General features: G+C 31.4%; 16 protein-coding genes. 5 read left to right on the forward strand and 11 right to left on the reverse strand.

Annotation, left to right across the window (positions count from 1 at the left end):
* Nucleotides 1–45: 45 nt before the first annotated feature.
* Nucleotides 46–213: a hypothetical protein gene (locus AC5SL1_RS04175; RefSeq protein ID WP_494572689.1), complete on the reverse strand. Its 168-nt coding sequence runs from the start codon at nt 211–213 to the stop codon at nt 46–48.
* 111 nt (nt 214–324) lie between these two features.
* Here AC5SL1_RS04175 and AC5SL1_RS04180 point away from each other — a divergent pair, with 111 nt between their 5' ends.
* Entirely contained in the window at nt 325–1,758 is a 1,434-nt protein-coding gene (locus AC5SL1_RS04180) for a helix-turn-helix domain-containing protein (RefSeq protein WP_494599235.1), read from the forward strand.
* Here the strand turns inward: AC5SL1_RS04180 and AC5SL1_RS04185 are convergent, their stop codons facing one another.
* From AC5SL1_RS04185 to folE, 3 genes are read right to left on the reverse strand one after another with little or no spacing between them, the layout of a single operon-like run.
* Complete coding sequence (locus AC5SL1_RS04185) at nt 1,759–2,649, reverse strand: LysR family transcriptional regulator (protein WP_271516865.1); 891 nt, start codon at nt 2,647–2,649, stop codon at nt 1,759–1,761. It abuts the gene before it with no gap.
* Nucleotides 2,649–3,650 carry an oxidoreductase gene (locus AC5SL1_RS04190; protein WP_494599236.1) on the reverse strand — a complete coding sequence of 334 codons (1,002 nt, stop codon included), beginning with the start codon at nt 3,648–3,650 and terminating at the stop codon, nt 2,649–2,651. Before AC5SL1_RS04190 ends, AC5SL1_RS04185 begins: the two co-directional genes overlap by 1 nt.
* Nucleotides 3,651–3,671: 21 nt before the next feature.
* The gene (gene folE, locus AC5SL1_RS04195) at nt 3,672–4,280 is read right to left on the reverse strand and encodes a GTP cyclohydrolase I FolE (RefSeq protein WP_271516874.1); all 609 of its coding nucleotides are present in this window, start codon (nt 4,278–4,280) and stop codon (nt 3,672–3,674) included.
* A gap of 77 nt (nt 4,281–4,357) precedes the next feature.
* On the opposite strand from folE, the gene hisI reads away from it, so the two are divergent.
* From hisI to AC5SL1_RS04210, 3 genes are all read left to right on the forward strand, one after another.
* Nucleotides 4,358–4,825, forward strand: coding sequence for a phosphoribosyl-AMP cyclohydrolase (gene hisI / locus AC5SL1_RS04200; protein ID WP_271516876.1), 468 nt, complete (start codon nt 4,358–4,360; stop codon nt 4,823–4,825).
* Entirely contained in the window at nt 4,826–5,200 is a 375-nt protein-coding gene (locus AC5SL1_RS04205) for a DUF2237 family protein (protein WP_494579155.1), read from the forward strand.
* A 63-nt stretch (nt 5,201–5,263) separates the two neighbouring features.
* Nucleotides 5,264–6,112 (forward strand): bile acid:sodium symporter family protein, encoded by an 849-nt coding sequence (locus tag AC5SL1_RS04210; protein ID WP_494599237.1) that lies wholly within the window; start codon nt 5,264–5,266, stop codon nt 6,110–6,112.
* 3 nt (nt 6,113–6,115) lie between these two features.
* Here the strand turns inward: AC5SL1_RS04210 and AC5SL1_RS04215 are convergent, their stop codons facing one another.
* On the reverse strand, nt 6,116–7,087 hold the full coding sequence (locus AC5SL1_RS04215; protein WP_494599238.1) for a DeoR family transcriptional regulator: 972 nt from the start codon (nt 7,085–7,087) through the stop codon (nt 6,116–6,118).
* A gap of 103 nt (nt 7,088–7,190) precedes the next feature.
* Between AC5SL1_RS04215 and AC5SL1_RS04220 the strand changes: the two genes are divergently transcribed.
* Complete coding sequence (locus AC5SL1_RS04220; protein ID WP_494599239.1) at nt 7,191–7,406, forward strand: hypothetical protein; 216 nt, start codon at nt 7,191–7,193, stop codon at nt 7,404–7,406.
* Here AC5SL1_RS04220 and AC5SL1_RS04225 read toward each other — a convergent pair whose 3' ends face one another.
* Genes AC5SL1_RS04225 through AC5SL1_RS04250 form a run of 6 tightly spaced genes read right to left on the reverse strand, consistent with a single transcriptional unit; the run spans nt 7,407 to nt 14,258 of the window.
* Nucleotides 7,407–9,026 carry an electron transfer flavoprotein-ubiquinone oxidoreductase gene (locus tag AC5SL1_RS04225; RefSeq protein WP_494579161.1) on the reverse strand — a complete coding sequence of 540 codons (1,620 nt, stop codon included), beginning with the start codon at nt 9,024–9,026 and terminating at the stop codon, nt 7,407–7,409.
* 23 nt (nt 9,027–9,049) lie between these two features.
* The gene (locus tag AC5SL1_RS04230) at nt 9,050–10,003 is read right to left on the reverse strand and encodes an electron transfer flavoprotein subunit alpha/FixB family protein (protein WP_494599240.1); all 954 of its coding nucleotides are present in this window, start codon (nt 10,001–10,003) and stop codon (nt 9,050–9,052) included.
* Entirely contained in the window at nt 10,003–10,752 is a 750-nt protein-coding gene (locus tag AC5SL1_RS04235) for an electron transfer flavoprotein subunit beta/FixA family protein (RefSeq protein WP_494599241.1), read from the reverse strand. The genes AC5SL1_RS04230 and AC5SL1_RS04235 overlap by 1 nt, the downstream gene beginning before the upstream one ends.
* A complete protein-coding gene (locus AC5SL1_RS04240) occupies nt 10,752–13,184 on the reverse strand; it encodes a GcvT family protein (protein WP_494599242.1) in 2,433 nt (810 codons plus the stop codon). Before AC5SL1_RS04240 ends, AC5SL1_RS04235 begins: the two co-directional genes overlap by 1 nt.
* A 59-nt stretch (nt 13,185–13,243) precedes the next feature.
* Complete coding sequence (locus tag AC5SL1_RS04245) at nt 13,244–13,642, reverse strand: DUF4864 domain-containing protein (protein WP_494599244.1); 399 nt, start codon at nt 13,640–13,642, stop codon at nt 13,244–13,246.
* A gap of 46 nt (nt 13,643–13,688) precedes the next feature.
* Nucleotides 13,689–14,258 (reverse strand): NAD(P)H-dependent oxidoreductase, encoded by a 570-nt coding sequence (locus tag AC5SL1_RS04250; RefSeq protein WP_494579167.1) that lies wholly within the window; start codon nt 14,256–14,258, stop codon nt 13,689–13,691.
* Between the last annotated feature and the right edge of the window lie 8 nt (nt 14,259–14,266).

Consider the following 14,266-nt stretch of genomic DNA (forward strand, 5'->3'; position numbering starts at 1 on the left):
TGTATTAAGAAAATTAAATTGTGTCTAAATTAACAGTAATAGGATTTATTTTTTTTCACTAAATTCTTGAGTGAATTCATTCATCCCACTAGAACCCCAATCACAATGATCGTCTCTTAGGTAAACACCTGATTGACTAAATTGATTCTGATTGTTGTTTTCGTTAATTTCTCTTTGATTTTCTTGTTTTTTATTTGTGTTTTTATTGTTCATGTAAACTTTATAATTTACAAAATTTACAAAATCTAATTAAATCGATAAAAACCTTGTAAAACAAAGAAATTTGTTGTAAATTAAAATTTACAAAATTTACAAATAGAAATTATGAGTCAAATTGATTTAAAAATTGGTCCTAAAATAAAGGCTTTTAGACGACAGTTAGGACTACAAGCTAATAAACTTTCGGAAGATCTGGGTATTTCTCCAAGTTATTTAAATTTAATTGAAAGCGGAAAAAGAAAAATAGATGGAGATTTGCTGCTTAAGGTTTGTGAAAAATTAAATATTCAGCTCTCAGACTTAACATCAAAAACAGATGTTAACTTAGAAAATACTATTTCAGAAATTTTAGATGATAAATTGTTTGAAGACCTAGATATTCTTGGTCCTGAAGTTAAAGACCTTGTTGGAACAAATCCTAAGATTGGTAGAGCTCTTGTGAGATTAGGAGATATTCTTAAAAAAAAAGATCATGAGCTAATTAATAAAATAGAAAAAATATCAGGTAAGATAGTTGATAATAGAAAAAACTCTTTTCCAGGAGAAGTAATATCTGATTTCCTTCAAGAACATAAAAACTATTTTCCAAAATTAGAAGAGTTTGCAAATAAAGTTTTTGATAAAATTCAAAAAAATAACAGAACTCGATATATTTCTTTATGTGAATATTTAAATAAAGAATATTCAATTACAGTTAAAGATATTTTACCAGAAGAGGGAAAGCCTTTTTCTAAAATTTATAATAAAAATAAAAAAGAACTCTTATTAAGTGATTATAGTTCTTTGGAGACAAAAAAACTTCATGCAGCAGCTCAGATTGCACAAGAAGGTGCAATGAAAGATATTGATAATTATCTATCTAAATTTTCTTTTCCTTCAGAAGAATCAAAACAATTGACTAAAGTTGCTTTATTAAATTATTGTGGTGCAGCAATTTTAATGCCTTACAAACCTTTTCATACTGAATGTAAAAAATTGAAATATGATTTAGAGCTATTACAAAATACATTTGCAACTTCTTTTGAACAAGTTGCTCACCGTGTAACATGCTTACAAGATCCAAAATTACCTGGAATTCCTTTTCACATGCTTAGAGTTGACATGGCAGGAAATATCTCAAAAAGATTTTCATTATCAGGAATTGATATACCAAGATATGGTGGTGCATGTCCTAGATGGAATGTTTATTCGGCATTTACTCGACCTGGTGTAATTCAAGCAGCTGTTAGTAAAATGACTAACGGTGAAAAATATGTTTGTATCGCAAGAACTGTAGAGAAAGGTGTTGGAAGATTTGGTCGATCAAAAAGTATATTATCAATTGGTCTTGGCTGTGATGCAAAGTATGCAAAAGACTTTGTGTACACTGAAAATATTAATGTTAGTGATAAAACTACTGAAATTCCTATCGGTGTATCTTGCAGAACTTGTGATAGATTGGATTGTTCGCAAAGAGCCTTTCCTCCGTTACATAAAAAATTTGATGTAGATATTAATTCTAGAGGCGTCTCAGTATATGTAAACGATAAGTCTAGTTAATTAAGACTTCCAATCACCAATTTTACTGAACAGAAAATTTCTAAATGCTGTAATTCTTGCTGTATTTTTAAGTGATTGCGGATAAACAAAATGTGCTTCGGTAATTGGACCTTCTGAGCTAGGAAGAACTTTAATTACATTTGTCGAATTTGTAACTAAGTATTCTGGTAAAGCTGCTAGTCCAACTCCAGTTTCAACAGCAAGTAATAGACCCATAACACTATTTACTTTCATTATAGATTTCCTTTTTTTTCCATCTTTAATACCAAGTTTTAATGCCCAATCAGGATTATATACTGGTGATGGAGCGCCTTTTCCAAACGAAATAAATCTATGTTTGTTTAAATCATTAATTGTTTTAGGCATCCCATGTTTTTCTAAATATTTATAAGAACCATAAATATAATACTTAATATCAACTAATTTTTTTTGAATATAATTAAGCTGCTTAGGTCTTCTCATGAAAATTCCAATATCAGCTTGTCTAGTACTTAGATCAAGTTCCTTATCATCAAAGATTAATTCAATTTCAATTTCTGGATTTAAAGTCATAAATTCTTGAATTCTTGGAGTTAGCCAGTGAGTCCCGAAGCTTCTAACAGTTGTAATTGTTAGTTTACCAGTTGGTTTATTTTTTTGATCACCTAACGTAGATTCAACTTCTTTTAGTTTACTAATTACATCATGAGCTGTTTTAAACACATATTCACCATTTTCAGTTAATGTAAGACCTCTTGCGTGTCTTTCAAAGAGCTGTACTTTTAGATCCTGTTCTAAAGATTGAATTTGTCTACTTATTGCAGACTGACTAAGGTTTAAGTTTATTGTTGCGTTAGTAAAGCTTCCAGCTTCTGCAACTGCATGAAAAATTTTTAATTTATCCCAGTCCATTATTTATTTACATCAACAATATATCTTCCGGATGTTTCACCTTTTAACATTTTTGGATATATGTCTATTAAATCCACCAAACTTATTGTCTTTATTGATTTTTCTAATTGTTCAAAGTCAATAATATTTTTAACTTCGTTCCAAACAAATTCTCTTCTCTTTATTGATGCTGTAACAGAGTTTATTCCCCAAAGTTTAACACCTCTTATAATAAAAGGCATAACTGTAGTATTTAGTTTATAATCAGACGCATTTCCACAAGCTGCAACAATTCCATTATCTCTAGTTTGTGCTAATGCATTAGCAAGTATTTTACCACCAACGGTATCAACAACACCATCCCATAACCCTTTATCTAATGGCCTTGGATCCTTATCTAGATCTGCTTTATTTATTATATTTTTTGCACCTAACGTTCTTAAGTATTCTTCATTTTCAGATTTTCCGGTAACAGCTGTAACATCATAACCAAATTTATTTAAAATCATTACCGCAATACTTCCAACGCCTCCAGATGCACCGGTTACTAGAACATCTTTTACTTTTTCTCCTAATAAAAGTTCTTCTCTAGCTTTGATTGCAAAAGAACATAGTAAAGCTGTAAGACCTGCTGTGCCTAAAATCATTGCTTGTTTAGATGTTACATCTTTTGGTTTTTTAACCAAATAATCACCGTTAACTTTTGCAAGCTGAGAATAACCACCAAAATAAATTTCTCCTACTCTCCAACCTGTTAGAATTACCTCATCACCTTTTGCAAACTTTGAGTTATCACTTTCTATAACAGTACCTGCAAAATCAATACCAGGAATATGCGGAAATTCTTTTACTAGTTTTGCACCATTATTTAAAATAAGCGCATCTTTATAATTTAAATCTGAATAATCTACTTTAACAGTAACATCTCCATGTTTTAAAAATGATTTCTCAATTGACTTTACTTCTCTAGTAAAATTTTCACCTTCTTGATTGAGAATTAATGCTTTGAAATTATCTGACATACTTTTCCTCCTTTGGGAAAGTTACTTACTAATAAATCTTAGATATCTATTTTGAATACTTAAATCTTTTTTAAATTCCCCTAAAAAATAATTTGTAACAGTTGTTGCATTTTCTTTTTTAATACCCCTCATTGTCATACATTGATGTGCAGCGTCAATTGTTACTGCAACTCCTTTTGCATCTAATGAAGTCATTAAAGCTTGTGCAACCTGCATTGTAAGTCTCTCCTGAGTTTGCAATCTTTTTGAAAAGACTTCTACAACTCTTGCAAGTTTACTTAATCCTACAACTCTTTCATTTGGAATATAGGCAACATGTGCCGTTCCAACTATTGGTGCCATATGATGTTCACAGTGACTAGTTACTGAAATATTTTTTTCAACAACCATGTCGTCATAACCCTCAACATCACCAAAGGTTTTTTCTAATATCTTATTTGCATCCTCAGCATATCCTCCAAAATATTCTTTAAATGCTTTAACAACTCTTTTTGGTGTTTCAAGTAAACCTTCTCTAGAAGGATCTTCACCCATCCAAGTTAAAATAGTTTTAAAAGCTTCTTCAGCTTCCTTATCAGAAACTTTCTTGGTATCTAAAACTTTATTATTTATGTCTTCAACTAATTTCATAACGCAAGTTTATACAGTAAATCATTGTTTTTAAAATATTTAATATATTGAGTAATATGCTACATAATAACCTGATTATGTTTAAAAAAAGAGAAAATATCCTAGAAATTGAAGAAGGCAAATATCTATCTCCCAAGTTCGATAATGATGGATTAATACCGGTTATTACAATGTGTTCAAAAACTAGAGATATCTTAATGCATGGATATATGAATGTTGAAGCTTTAAAGAAGACTATAGAAACAAAAGAAGCTCATTATTTTAGTAGATCAAGACAGCAAATTTGGCACAAAGGCAAAACTAGTGGGTATACTCAAAAAATAACAGAAATTAGAATTGATGATGATCAAGACTCAGTTTGGATTACAGTTGATATTGGCGATGGTGCTAGTTGTCATGTTGGTTATAGATCATGTTTTTATAGATCAATTCCACTAGGTCCGATCGACAATGGTAGAGAAATTGAGATGAAGTTTGAAGAAAAAGAAAAATCTTTTGATCCTGAGATTGTCTATAAAGGTCAACCTAACCCTACAAAAATTTAAATGGCTGACAAACAAAAAAATGTTCTAGGTGAAGATCTAGAGGAATGTTCTAACAACCCATTAACAGGATGGTATAGAGATGGTTGCTGCAATACTGATGAAAATGATCATGGTGTTCATACTGTTTGTGCAAAAGTTACAACTGAATTTTTAGAATGGTGCAAAGAAGCTGGTAATGATTTAATAACACCACATCCTGAATTTGGTTTTCCAGGACTTAAAGATGGAGATGGTTGGTGTGTTTGTGCCAGTTGGTATGCAAGAGCTGTTGATGCTGGAAAAAGTTGTCCTGTATATTTAAAAAGAACACATGAAAAAACTTTAAAGCTAGTTTCTATAGAAGCTCTAAAAAAAAATGCAATCGATCTATCTTGATTATTTTTAATTGAGAGATCATTTTCTTGTAAAAAAACCCATTATGGACTATTTAATTAAATAATGGAAATTGTCACAAAAATTGCTCCGTTAGGTTTAGCTATAATAATGTTGGGACTTGGAATGAGTCTAACAATTAAGGATTTTACAAGAGTAGTTAAGTTTCCAAAAGATTTTTTAGTTGGTTTAATTTGTCAGATGCTTGTTCTTCCAATTATTGCATTCACTCTTATTAAATTATTAAATACTCCACTTGAACTTGCTTTGGGAGTAATGATAATTGCAGCTGCTCCTGGGGGTGTAACATCAAATGTACTCACTAAATTTGCAGATGGAGACGTCGCTTTATCAATAACGCTAACAGCAATTATTAGCTTAGTTAGTATTATATCTGTTCCTTTTATTATTTTTCTTTCAATTGATTTATTAAATATCAATTATATTACAAAAGAATTTTCTATGGTTGGTATTTCCTTAAAAATGTTTTTTGTTGTTACTGTCCCAGTTTTAATAGGAATGATTATTCGTCATTTTGCTGAGAATTTTATTACAAATAATGTTTTATTAATTCAGAGAATTTCAATAGCTTTATTTGTCTTGGTATTTGTCGCGATCTATATTGAAGAATGGGATAATATTGCAAGCTTTATAAAGCAGGCTGGTTTGATTGCATTAATACTTAATATTGTAATGATGATTGTAGGTTTTTATGTTGCAAAATTTTTTACATCAGGTGTTGCGCAACAAAGATGTATATCCTTAGAATGCGGTTTACAAAATGGAACTTTGGCAGTATTTGTTTCAACTCAATTATTTGATGAGATGATTTATATCGTTCCTACAGCAGCTTACGCATTAGTGATGATGGTAACTTCTATATTTTTTGTCTATATTATAAAAAAGAGCAGCTAAAATTTAATCATTTTTCATTAAGCATAAATTATAAACACGTGAAGCAAATTTAGATAAATTGTCCAAGGTTACTTTTTGTACATCTAATAATTTTTGTGCATGATGACCAGATGAACTATAATGTTTTTTGTTATCAACTTTTAAAAATTTTTCTTTTAGTAGTTTATTTAATTTTCTAATAACTGTAGCTCTTGGTATCCCTGTTATATCTGAAATAGACATTGCGTTAACACCTGTTTCACTTTTTTGGTCACCCCACATATACTTTTCTAAGTAAAATTCTTTACTCATTTCACTATTATCATATTTTTTTGAGTGTAAAGCTTGATTGATTATACAAACGCCATTAACATGAAAACTTTCCAAGTCACCGAAAATTTTTTTATTACCTAATAACAAAGGGAATTGCATTTCATAATAAAGTATCCAAACAAATGAAAAATATTCCTTACATATTTTTGTTAAAATTTCATTGCTGAACGGTTCAGATATTTTCCCTTCAGCAACACATATTTTTGAAAGAGTGGATAAAAATCTTGTTATTCTTTTTAGCGTATCAGCAGGTTTAATATTTGGCCAAGTATTTCTGTCAATTATAATCTTTTTATTAATTTTTTTTATTACACCCATTTTTTCTAATTCATTAATTTTTCTTCTAGTTGTTTCTTTTGCTATATTTAGGGATTTAGATATTTCCATTACATTAATTTTTTCTATTTCAAACTCAAATTGATTAAAATACTCATCATAATTTAACGTCGTAAGATTTTTGGCGTAAGTTTCAAATGTGCTCTTCAATAAATACATGACGATCATATATTTTTCATAATCATAAAAAGTCCTATAAACACTATTAACCCATGTTAATTGTAATGGTGCCCAAACAGGAATAATCGAAGCATAGTTTTTTTCTATTACTTCTCGTATGACCTCACTATGAATTTGTTTTGATAGTTCAGGTAAAAATTTAGACATAAATTATATTTTAACCCAAAATGAACATAATCAAGACTAGAGTCAACCCAAAATGAACAAATGCAAAATTGTTAAGATTTACCAACTATGATTTATTATAGTTATGAGTTCTGTAAAAAAAATTAGTTCTGGGGAAAGTGAACTTCCTTATTTTACGACCCCTATTCAAAATGAGGAAGTTTCATCGAAGCGAGTTGATATAAATGTACTTTTAAATAGAGCAAGAAAAGTTCAAGAAAAAGAAACAAGAACTAACTTAGTATTAGCTGGACTTGGACTTTGTTTAGTTTTTGTTGTTGGGTTAATTTTATCTTTCTAATTACATATTTCCATACTTTGGACCACCACTTCCTTCAGGCGTCACCCAAGTAATATTTTGGGAAGGCTCTTTGATATCACAGGTTTTACAATGAATACAATTTTGTGAATTTATCACAAATTTATTTATCCCATTTTCATTTTGAACTTCATAAACACCTGCTGGACAATATCGTTGTGCAGGTTCATCAAATTTTTCTAAAGTATAATTTATTGGTAAATTAGGATCTTTTAATTGTAAGTGCACTGGTTGATTGTCAGCATGATTAGTTCCTGTTAAATAAACAGAACTTGTTTTGTCAAAGGTAATTACATTGTCTGGTTTTGGATAATCAATTTTTGGCATTTCATTTGCTGGCTTTAATGTTTCGTGGTCAGCATGTTTATGCTTTAAGGTAAAAGGTAATTTTCCTCTAAACAATATTTGATCGATTCCAGTGAATATTATTCCAAGAATTAAGCCCCAGCTAAAACTTGGTTTGACATTTCGAGCCGCATGTAATTCTTGATAGACCCAGCTTTTTTTGAACTTATCTTCATATATGGATAAACTTTTATTTTCTTTTAAATGCTCATTGATAGTTTCAGCTGCAATCATTCCACTCTTCATTGCGGTATGTGACCCTTTAATTTTTGGCATATTTAAAGTTCCCGCATCACAACCAATAAGCAAAGCTCCCGGCATAAACATTTTTGGTAAACTTTGTAGTCCACCCTCAATTAAAGCACGAGCACCATAAGAAATACGTTTTCCACCTTCAATTATTTTTTTAATTGCAGGATGAGTTTTAAATCTTTGAAATTCATCAAACGGGGAAAGATATGGGTTTTTATAATCAAGACCAATTACATAACCTAAAAAAACTTGTTTATTTTCTGCATGATACATAAAGCTTCCACCATAAGTATTGTTATCTAGTGGCCAACCTGCAGTATGCATGACCATTCCCTCTTGATGATTTTTTTCAGTTATTTCCCAAATTTCTTTAAATCCAATTCCATATTGTTGAGGGTCTTTACCTTCAGATAAATTAAATTTTTCAATTAATTGTTTTCCAAGATGTCCTCTACATCCTTCAGCAAAAACAGTAACTTTTCCTAAAAGTTCTATACCAGGTTCAAAACTATCTTTTTTGTTTCCTTCTTTATCAACTCCCATATCTTGAGTTGCAACTCCTTTGACTGATCCATCTTCATTATATAAAATTTCACTTGCTGGAAAGCCTGGAAATATTTCAACTCCTAAACCTTCTGCTTGTTCTGCTAACCATCTACATAAATTAGCTAAACTAATTATGTAATTATTATGATTTTGTTGAACTGATGGTAACAACCAAGTAGGCCAACTTATTGATTTGGATTTTCCTAAAAATAAAAATTTTTCCTTAGAAACCTTGGTTTTAATAGGTGAATTTAGTTCTTTCCAATTTGGCAATAACTCATCTAAGGCCCTGGTTTCAAAAACATTACCACTTAAAATATGAGCACCGATCTCAGATGCTTTTTCTAATAGACAAACATTTAATTCTGGATTTATTTGTTTTAATTTAATTGCAGTTGATAATCCTGAGGGACCACCTCCAACAATCACCACATCATATTCCATTGCTTCTCTAGGCATATGGTATTTTTTTATATTATTTGCTATTTTTGTATAGTGTTTAATTTATTCAATTCTTCTAGAAATTGTGGAAGAGCTTCAAACAAGTCAGCTTCTAAACCGTAATCTGCAACACTAAAAATAGGTGCTTCCCCATCTTTATTTATTGCAACAATAATTTTACTTTCTTTCATGCCAGCCAAATGTTGAATTGCGCCAGAGATTCCAACCGCAATATATAAATCTGGTACAACAACTTTACCTGTTTGACCAACTTGATGTTCATTGCTTATATACCCAGCATCCACTGCTGCACGTGAGGCTCCTATTGCTGCATTTAATTTATCAGCTATATCTGTAATCAATTTAAAATTATCTCCACTTTGCATACCTCTTCCACCTGAAATCACAACTCTTGCAGTTCCAAGCTCTGGTCTGTCTGATTTAACTTCTTCTCTTTTAATAAATTTTGATACAGTAACTTCATCTGCAGCATCCATTTTTTCAACTGTTGCAGATCCTCCTGACGTTTCACATGCTTCAAACGAGGTTGGTCTTATAGTTATACATTTTTTTGTATCATTGCTTTTAACAGTTGCAAATGCATTGCCCGCATAAATAGGTCTTATAAATGTATCTGGAGAAATCACTTTTATTATATCGCTTACTTGTGAAGTGTCTAGCAACGCTGCTATTCTTGGCATTAAATTTTTACCAAATGTATTTGCAGAGCTAACTACATGTGAATAACTTTCAGAAGCCTTAACAACTAATGGTGCAAAATTTTCAGGCAAAAAATTTTCATAATGAGAAGCTTCAGCTTGTATTACTTTTTTAACCAAAGGTATTTCTGATAAAGCTTTTGCAACTTCAGAGCAATTATTTCCTATTAATAATGCATGAACATCACTATCAATTTGTGATGCTGCGGTAATTGCATTAAGAGTAAATGGTCTTAATTCTTTATTATTATGTTCAGCAATTAATAAAATAGACATTATATAACCTTTGCTTCATTTTTAAGTTTTTGTACTAATTCAGCTACACTTGACACTTTTATTCCAGCTTTTCTTTTTGGTGGCTCTTCAACTTTAATTTGTTGAACTCTTGGTGCTGCATCAACACCTAAATCTGCTGCTGATAGTTCATCGATTGGTTTTTTTTTAGCTTTCATAATATTTGGTAATGAAGCATATCGAGGTTCATTTAATCTTAAATCACAAGTAACCACTGCTGGAACATTAACTTCAATTGTCTCCAAACCTTCATCAATTTCTCTTATGATTTCTAATTTATTATCTTTAATGTCTATCTTTGATGCAAAAGTTGCCTGAGGCCAGTTTAATAATGCACTAAGCATTTGCCCAGTTTGATTACAATCGTCATCAATTGCTTGTTTTCCCATAAACACTAAATCTGGTTTTTCTTTATCAACAATTTTTTGCAATAATTTAGCGACTGCTAAAGGCTCAACAATTCCATCTATTTTAACATGAATTCCTCTGTCTGCACCAACAGCTAATGCTTTACGAACTGTTTCTTGTGCTTTTTCTTCTCCAATAGTTACTGCTACTATTTCCGTGGCTTTTCCAGCTTCTTTAATTTTTACAGCTTCTTCTATTGCATTATCATCAGGTGGATTTGTTGACATTTTGACGTTGTCTGTGACGACACCAGTGCCATCCTCCTTAACTCTTATTTGGACGTTGTAATCAATAACTCTTTTTACGGCGACTAATATTTTCATTATGCTCTTAGTAAATTGTTTTCTGGGTCATAAGGACTTTCCTCTAAAATTGTACAATCATACATTTTACCAAGAATATCAATTTTCAATTTTTGCCCTGGTGTCGCAATCTCTGGCTTAACCATTCCTAATGCTATTGATTTACCTAGTCTAAAACCAAAATCTCCACCAGTTGCACGTCCAATTACTTTTCCATTATCATAAATTGGATTATTTCCTAAAACATCTGCATCTTCTATATTGTGAACTTCTAAGGTAACCAATTGATTTGAAAATCCTTTTTCTCTCCATTTATTCAAAGCCTCTAATCCAATAAATTTTCCTTTATTTGGGTGAATAAATCTATCTAACCCAGATTCATAAGGTGAGTATTCGATTGATAATTCTGTACCAACAAGTTTATAAGATTTTTCAAGTCTTAAACTATTCATAGCTCTAATTCCATAAGGCTTAAGACCTAAATCTTTTCCAGCTTCCATTAATTTATCAAAAATATGATTTTGGTATTCAATTGGGTGATGAAGTTCCCAACCTAGTTCCCCTACAAAATTTACTCTCATTGCATTAACTTGTGCATTTCCAACATCAACAGTTTTTGCACTTAACCATTTAAAGTTTTCATTTGAAAAATCATCTCTTGATACTCTAGTCATTAACTCTCTAGCTTTAGGACCAGAGACAACTAGAACACCAATGCTATTTGTTAAGTTTTCAAATTGAACACTACCATCGGTTGGCATCCATTTTTGAATCCAGTCATGGTCTAATCTTTGATTTGCTCCTGCAGAAACTAAATAATAACTTCCCTCTGCTTCTTTCATGATTGTAAATTCAGAATGCACTCCACCCTTAGTATTAAGAGCATGACATAATCCAATTCTGCCAATTTTTTTTGGAAGTTTATTTGCAACTAAATAATCTAAAAACTCTTCAGCACCAGATCCTTTAATTCTACATTTTGCAAATGCAGTCATATCTAAAAGACCAACATTCTCTTTTACATTTTTACATTCTTTTTCTATCGCCTTAAACCATTTAGATCTTCTAAAAGACCAGTCATCTTTTTGTTCCATCCCATCAACTGCAAAGAAATTGGGTCTTTCCCATCCAAATTTTTGACCAAAAACTGCACCAAGGGCTTTCATTCTATCATAACAAGGTGATGTTCTTAATTCTCTAGCAGCCTCTCTTTCTTCGTCAGGATAATGAACTTTAAATACATGATTGTATGCTTCTTCATTTTTTTCTTTTAAATATGATTTTGAAACATAATCACCAAATCTTCTTGGTTCGACACCAAGCATATCTATTGTAGGTTCACCATTAACTATCCATTCAGCAAGTTGCCATCCTGCTCCACCTGCTGCCGTTATTCCAAAACTATGTCCTTCGTTAATCCAAAAATTCTTTAATCCCCATGCGGGTCCAACAATCGGGTTTCCATCAGGTGTATAACAAATTGCACCATTATAAACTTTCTTCACTCCTACTTCTCCAAAAGCAGGTACACGGTGAATAGCTCCTTCAATATGTGGTGCTAATCTATCTAAGTCTTCTTGAAATAATTCATATTCAGAGTCTTTTGATGGACCATCTACATAGCATGCGGGTGCTCCATCTTCATATGGACCTAATATTAATCCACCTGCTTCCTCTCTCATATACCATCTACTATCACTATCTCTTAAAACTCCCATTTCGGGTAAACCATCTTTTTTTCTTTTTACAATATCTGGATGAGGTTCTGTTACGATATATTGATGTTCAACTGGTATTACTGGAATATCTAAACCAACCATTTTTCCAGTTTGTCTTGCAAAATTTCCAGAGCAAGAAATTACATGTTCACACTCTATTGCACCTTTATCTGTTTCAACAATCCAGCCATCTTTAGTTTGTTTCATTCCAACTACAGCTGTATTTCTATAAATTTCTGCACCTAAATTTCTAGCCCCTGTTGCCATTGCTTGTGTTAAGTCAGCAGGCTGAATATAGCCATCTTCTGGATGTTGGATTGCACCAATTAAATCTTCTGTATTACACAAGGGCCAAATTTCTTTTACCTGATCGGGCGTTAAAAATTTTACGTCAACACCAATTGTTTGGGCAACACCTGCATACTGATGATACTCATCCATTCTATCTTTAGTACTTGCTAAACGAATATTTGATACAACACTGAAACCTACATTTTTTCCAGTTTCTTCTTCTAATTTTTTATAAAGATTAACTGCATATTTGTGAAGTTGACCAACTGAATAGCTCATATTAAACAAAGGCAGTAATCCAGCAGCATGCCAAGTCGAACCAGATGTTAACTCTTTTCTCTCAATTAAAACAACATCAGACCAACCTTTTTTTGCAAGGTGATAAAGAGCGCTAACTCCTACTACACCACCACCAACTACAACAACTTTAGCTTTAGATTTCATTAATCCGATTCCTACTATTTTTTTATTATTAACGAAACAAAATTCGTTTAGTTATTAGCTTAAATTGAAGATCCAAGAGGCATTGGCGAAGACACCATTGTGGTAAGCCAGCAGTCCTTGAGAGGACCCTCTTTTATATATTTTTCAACTGCCCACTTAAATTTATAATAAACCTTATCTCTATCAAGAACTGTTACCTCAAAAAGAGCAGTTAAATCATCAGATTTTATCTCCACAACCTTATGATCCAAGTGATTAAGTAGCATCACATAAGATTTTCCTTTAATCATTGTTTTAAACCTATCTAAGGGACCTGTATTTTTTTGATTATTTGGGTGTGCAAATTCCCAAGTCTGCTCAATTCCATTATCCTTTTTTGGATTATCGTTCTGTTTTAAGCTTCTTAATTGGATTTTGACAACTTGATAAGGTTCAATCCCATTATTAGGTTTTACCAATTCAGCAAATGATGGAGATGTAAAAAATAAAGTAATTAAAATTACTTTATATATTTTGAGCAGTTGTTCTGACGTCTTCCAAAAATAGTTCTCTTTTTTTATCACTAACAAACGGTACAGCAAAATATCTTCTGTAAACAATATTATAAATGCCACACATGTGAAAGACCCCTCTTTTTAATCTTCTTATAGGCAGGTTTAAAAAGAAAGTTGTAACAGCCAGTCTTGGTGATCCATAGGTACAAAAAATTATAGCTTTTTTGTCTTTTAAATTTCCCATTGGATAACCGTAGTTTCCAACTAATTTTTTAAATGTATAGGCCCATGGTGGTGATAAAACTTTATCTATCCATCCCTCTACGATTGCTGGCATTCTAAAGTTCCAAATAGGTGCAATTAATACAATTGTATCACATTTTTCAATTCGTTTACGATGATCTAGAACATCTTCACCTGCTTGCTCACCAGCAAAAACAGGATTAAATTTTTCTTTATATAAATCTACACAATCAACTGAATGACCTTTTGCCTCAGCTGTTTCTATAAACGTATCTCTAATCGCAGCGTTAAAGGATTTTTCGTTATAGTGACCATATAAAAGAAATATTTTTTTCATTTGTGTAT

This window comes from Candidatus Pelagibacter sp. PS_10_02, from assembly GCF_059418005.1.

Excerpts from the sequence above, each read along its gene's own strand:
- AC5SL1_RS04175 (WP_494572689.1), bottom strand. The coding sequence starts at position 213 with ATGAACAATAAAAACACAAATAAAAAACAAGAAAATCAAAGAGAAATT.
- AC5SL1_RS04180 (WP_494599235.1), top strand. The coding sequence starts at position 325 with ATGAGTCAAATTGATTTAAAAATTGGTCCTAAAATAAAGGCTTTTAGA.
- AC5SL1_RS04185 (WP_271516865.1), bottom strand. The coding sequence starts at position 2,649 with ATGGACTGGGATAAATTAAAAATTTTTCATGCAGTTGCAGAAGCTGGA.
- AC5SL1_RS04190 (WP_494599236.1), bottom strand. The coding sequence starts at position 3,650 with ATGTCAGATAATTTCAAAGCATTAATTCTCAATCAAGAAGGTGAAAAT.
- folE (WP_271516874.1), bottom strand. The coding sequence starts at position 4,280 with ATGAAATTAGTTGAAGACATAAATAATAAAGTTTTAGATACCAAGAAA.
- hisI (WP_271516876.1), top strand. The coding sequence starts at position 4,358 with ATGTTTAAAAAAAGAGAAAATATCCTAGAAATTGAAGAAGGCAAATAT.
- AC5SL1_RS04205 (WP_494579155.1), top strand. The coding sequence starts at position 4,826 with ATGGCTGACAAACAAAAAAATGTTCTAGGTGAAGATCTAGAGGAATGT.
- AC5SL1_RS04210 (WP_494599237.1), top strand. The coding sequence starts at position 5,264 with ATGGAAATTGTCACAAAAATTGCTCCGTTAGGTTTAGCTATAATAATG.
- AC5SL1_RS04215 (WP_494599238.1), bottom strand. The coding sequence starts at position 7,087 with ATGTCTAAATTTTTACCTGAACTATCAAAACAAATTCATAGTGAGGTC.
- AC5SL1_RS04220 (WP_494599239.1), top strand. The coding sequence starts at position 7,191 with ATGAGTTCTGTAAAAAAAATTAGTTCTGGGGAAAGTGAACTTCCTTAT.
- AC5SL1_RS04225 (WP_494579161.1), bottom strand. The coding sequence starts at position 9,026 with ATGCCTAGAGAAGCAATGGAATATGATGTGGTGATTGTTGGAGGTGGT.
- AC5SL1_RS04230 (WP_494599240.1), bottom strand. The coding sequence starts at position 10,003 with ATGTCTATTTTATTAATTGCTGAACATAATAATAAAGAATTAAGACCA.
- AC5SL1_RS04235 (WP_494599241.1), bottom strand. The coding sequence starts at position 10,752 with ATGAAAATATTAGTCGCCGTAAAAAGAGTTATTGATTACAACGTCCAA.
- AC5SL1_RS04240 (WP_494599242.1), bottom strand. The coding sequence starts at position 13,184 with ATGAAATCTAAAGCTAAAGTTGTTGTAGTTGGTGGTGGTGTAGTAGGA.
- AC5SL1_RS04250 (WP_494579167.1), bottom strand. The coding sequence starts at position 14,258 with ATGAAAAAAATATTTCTTTTATATGGTCACTATAACGAAAAATCCTTT.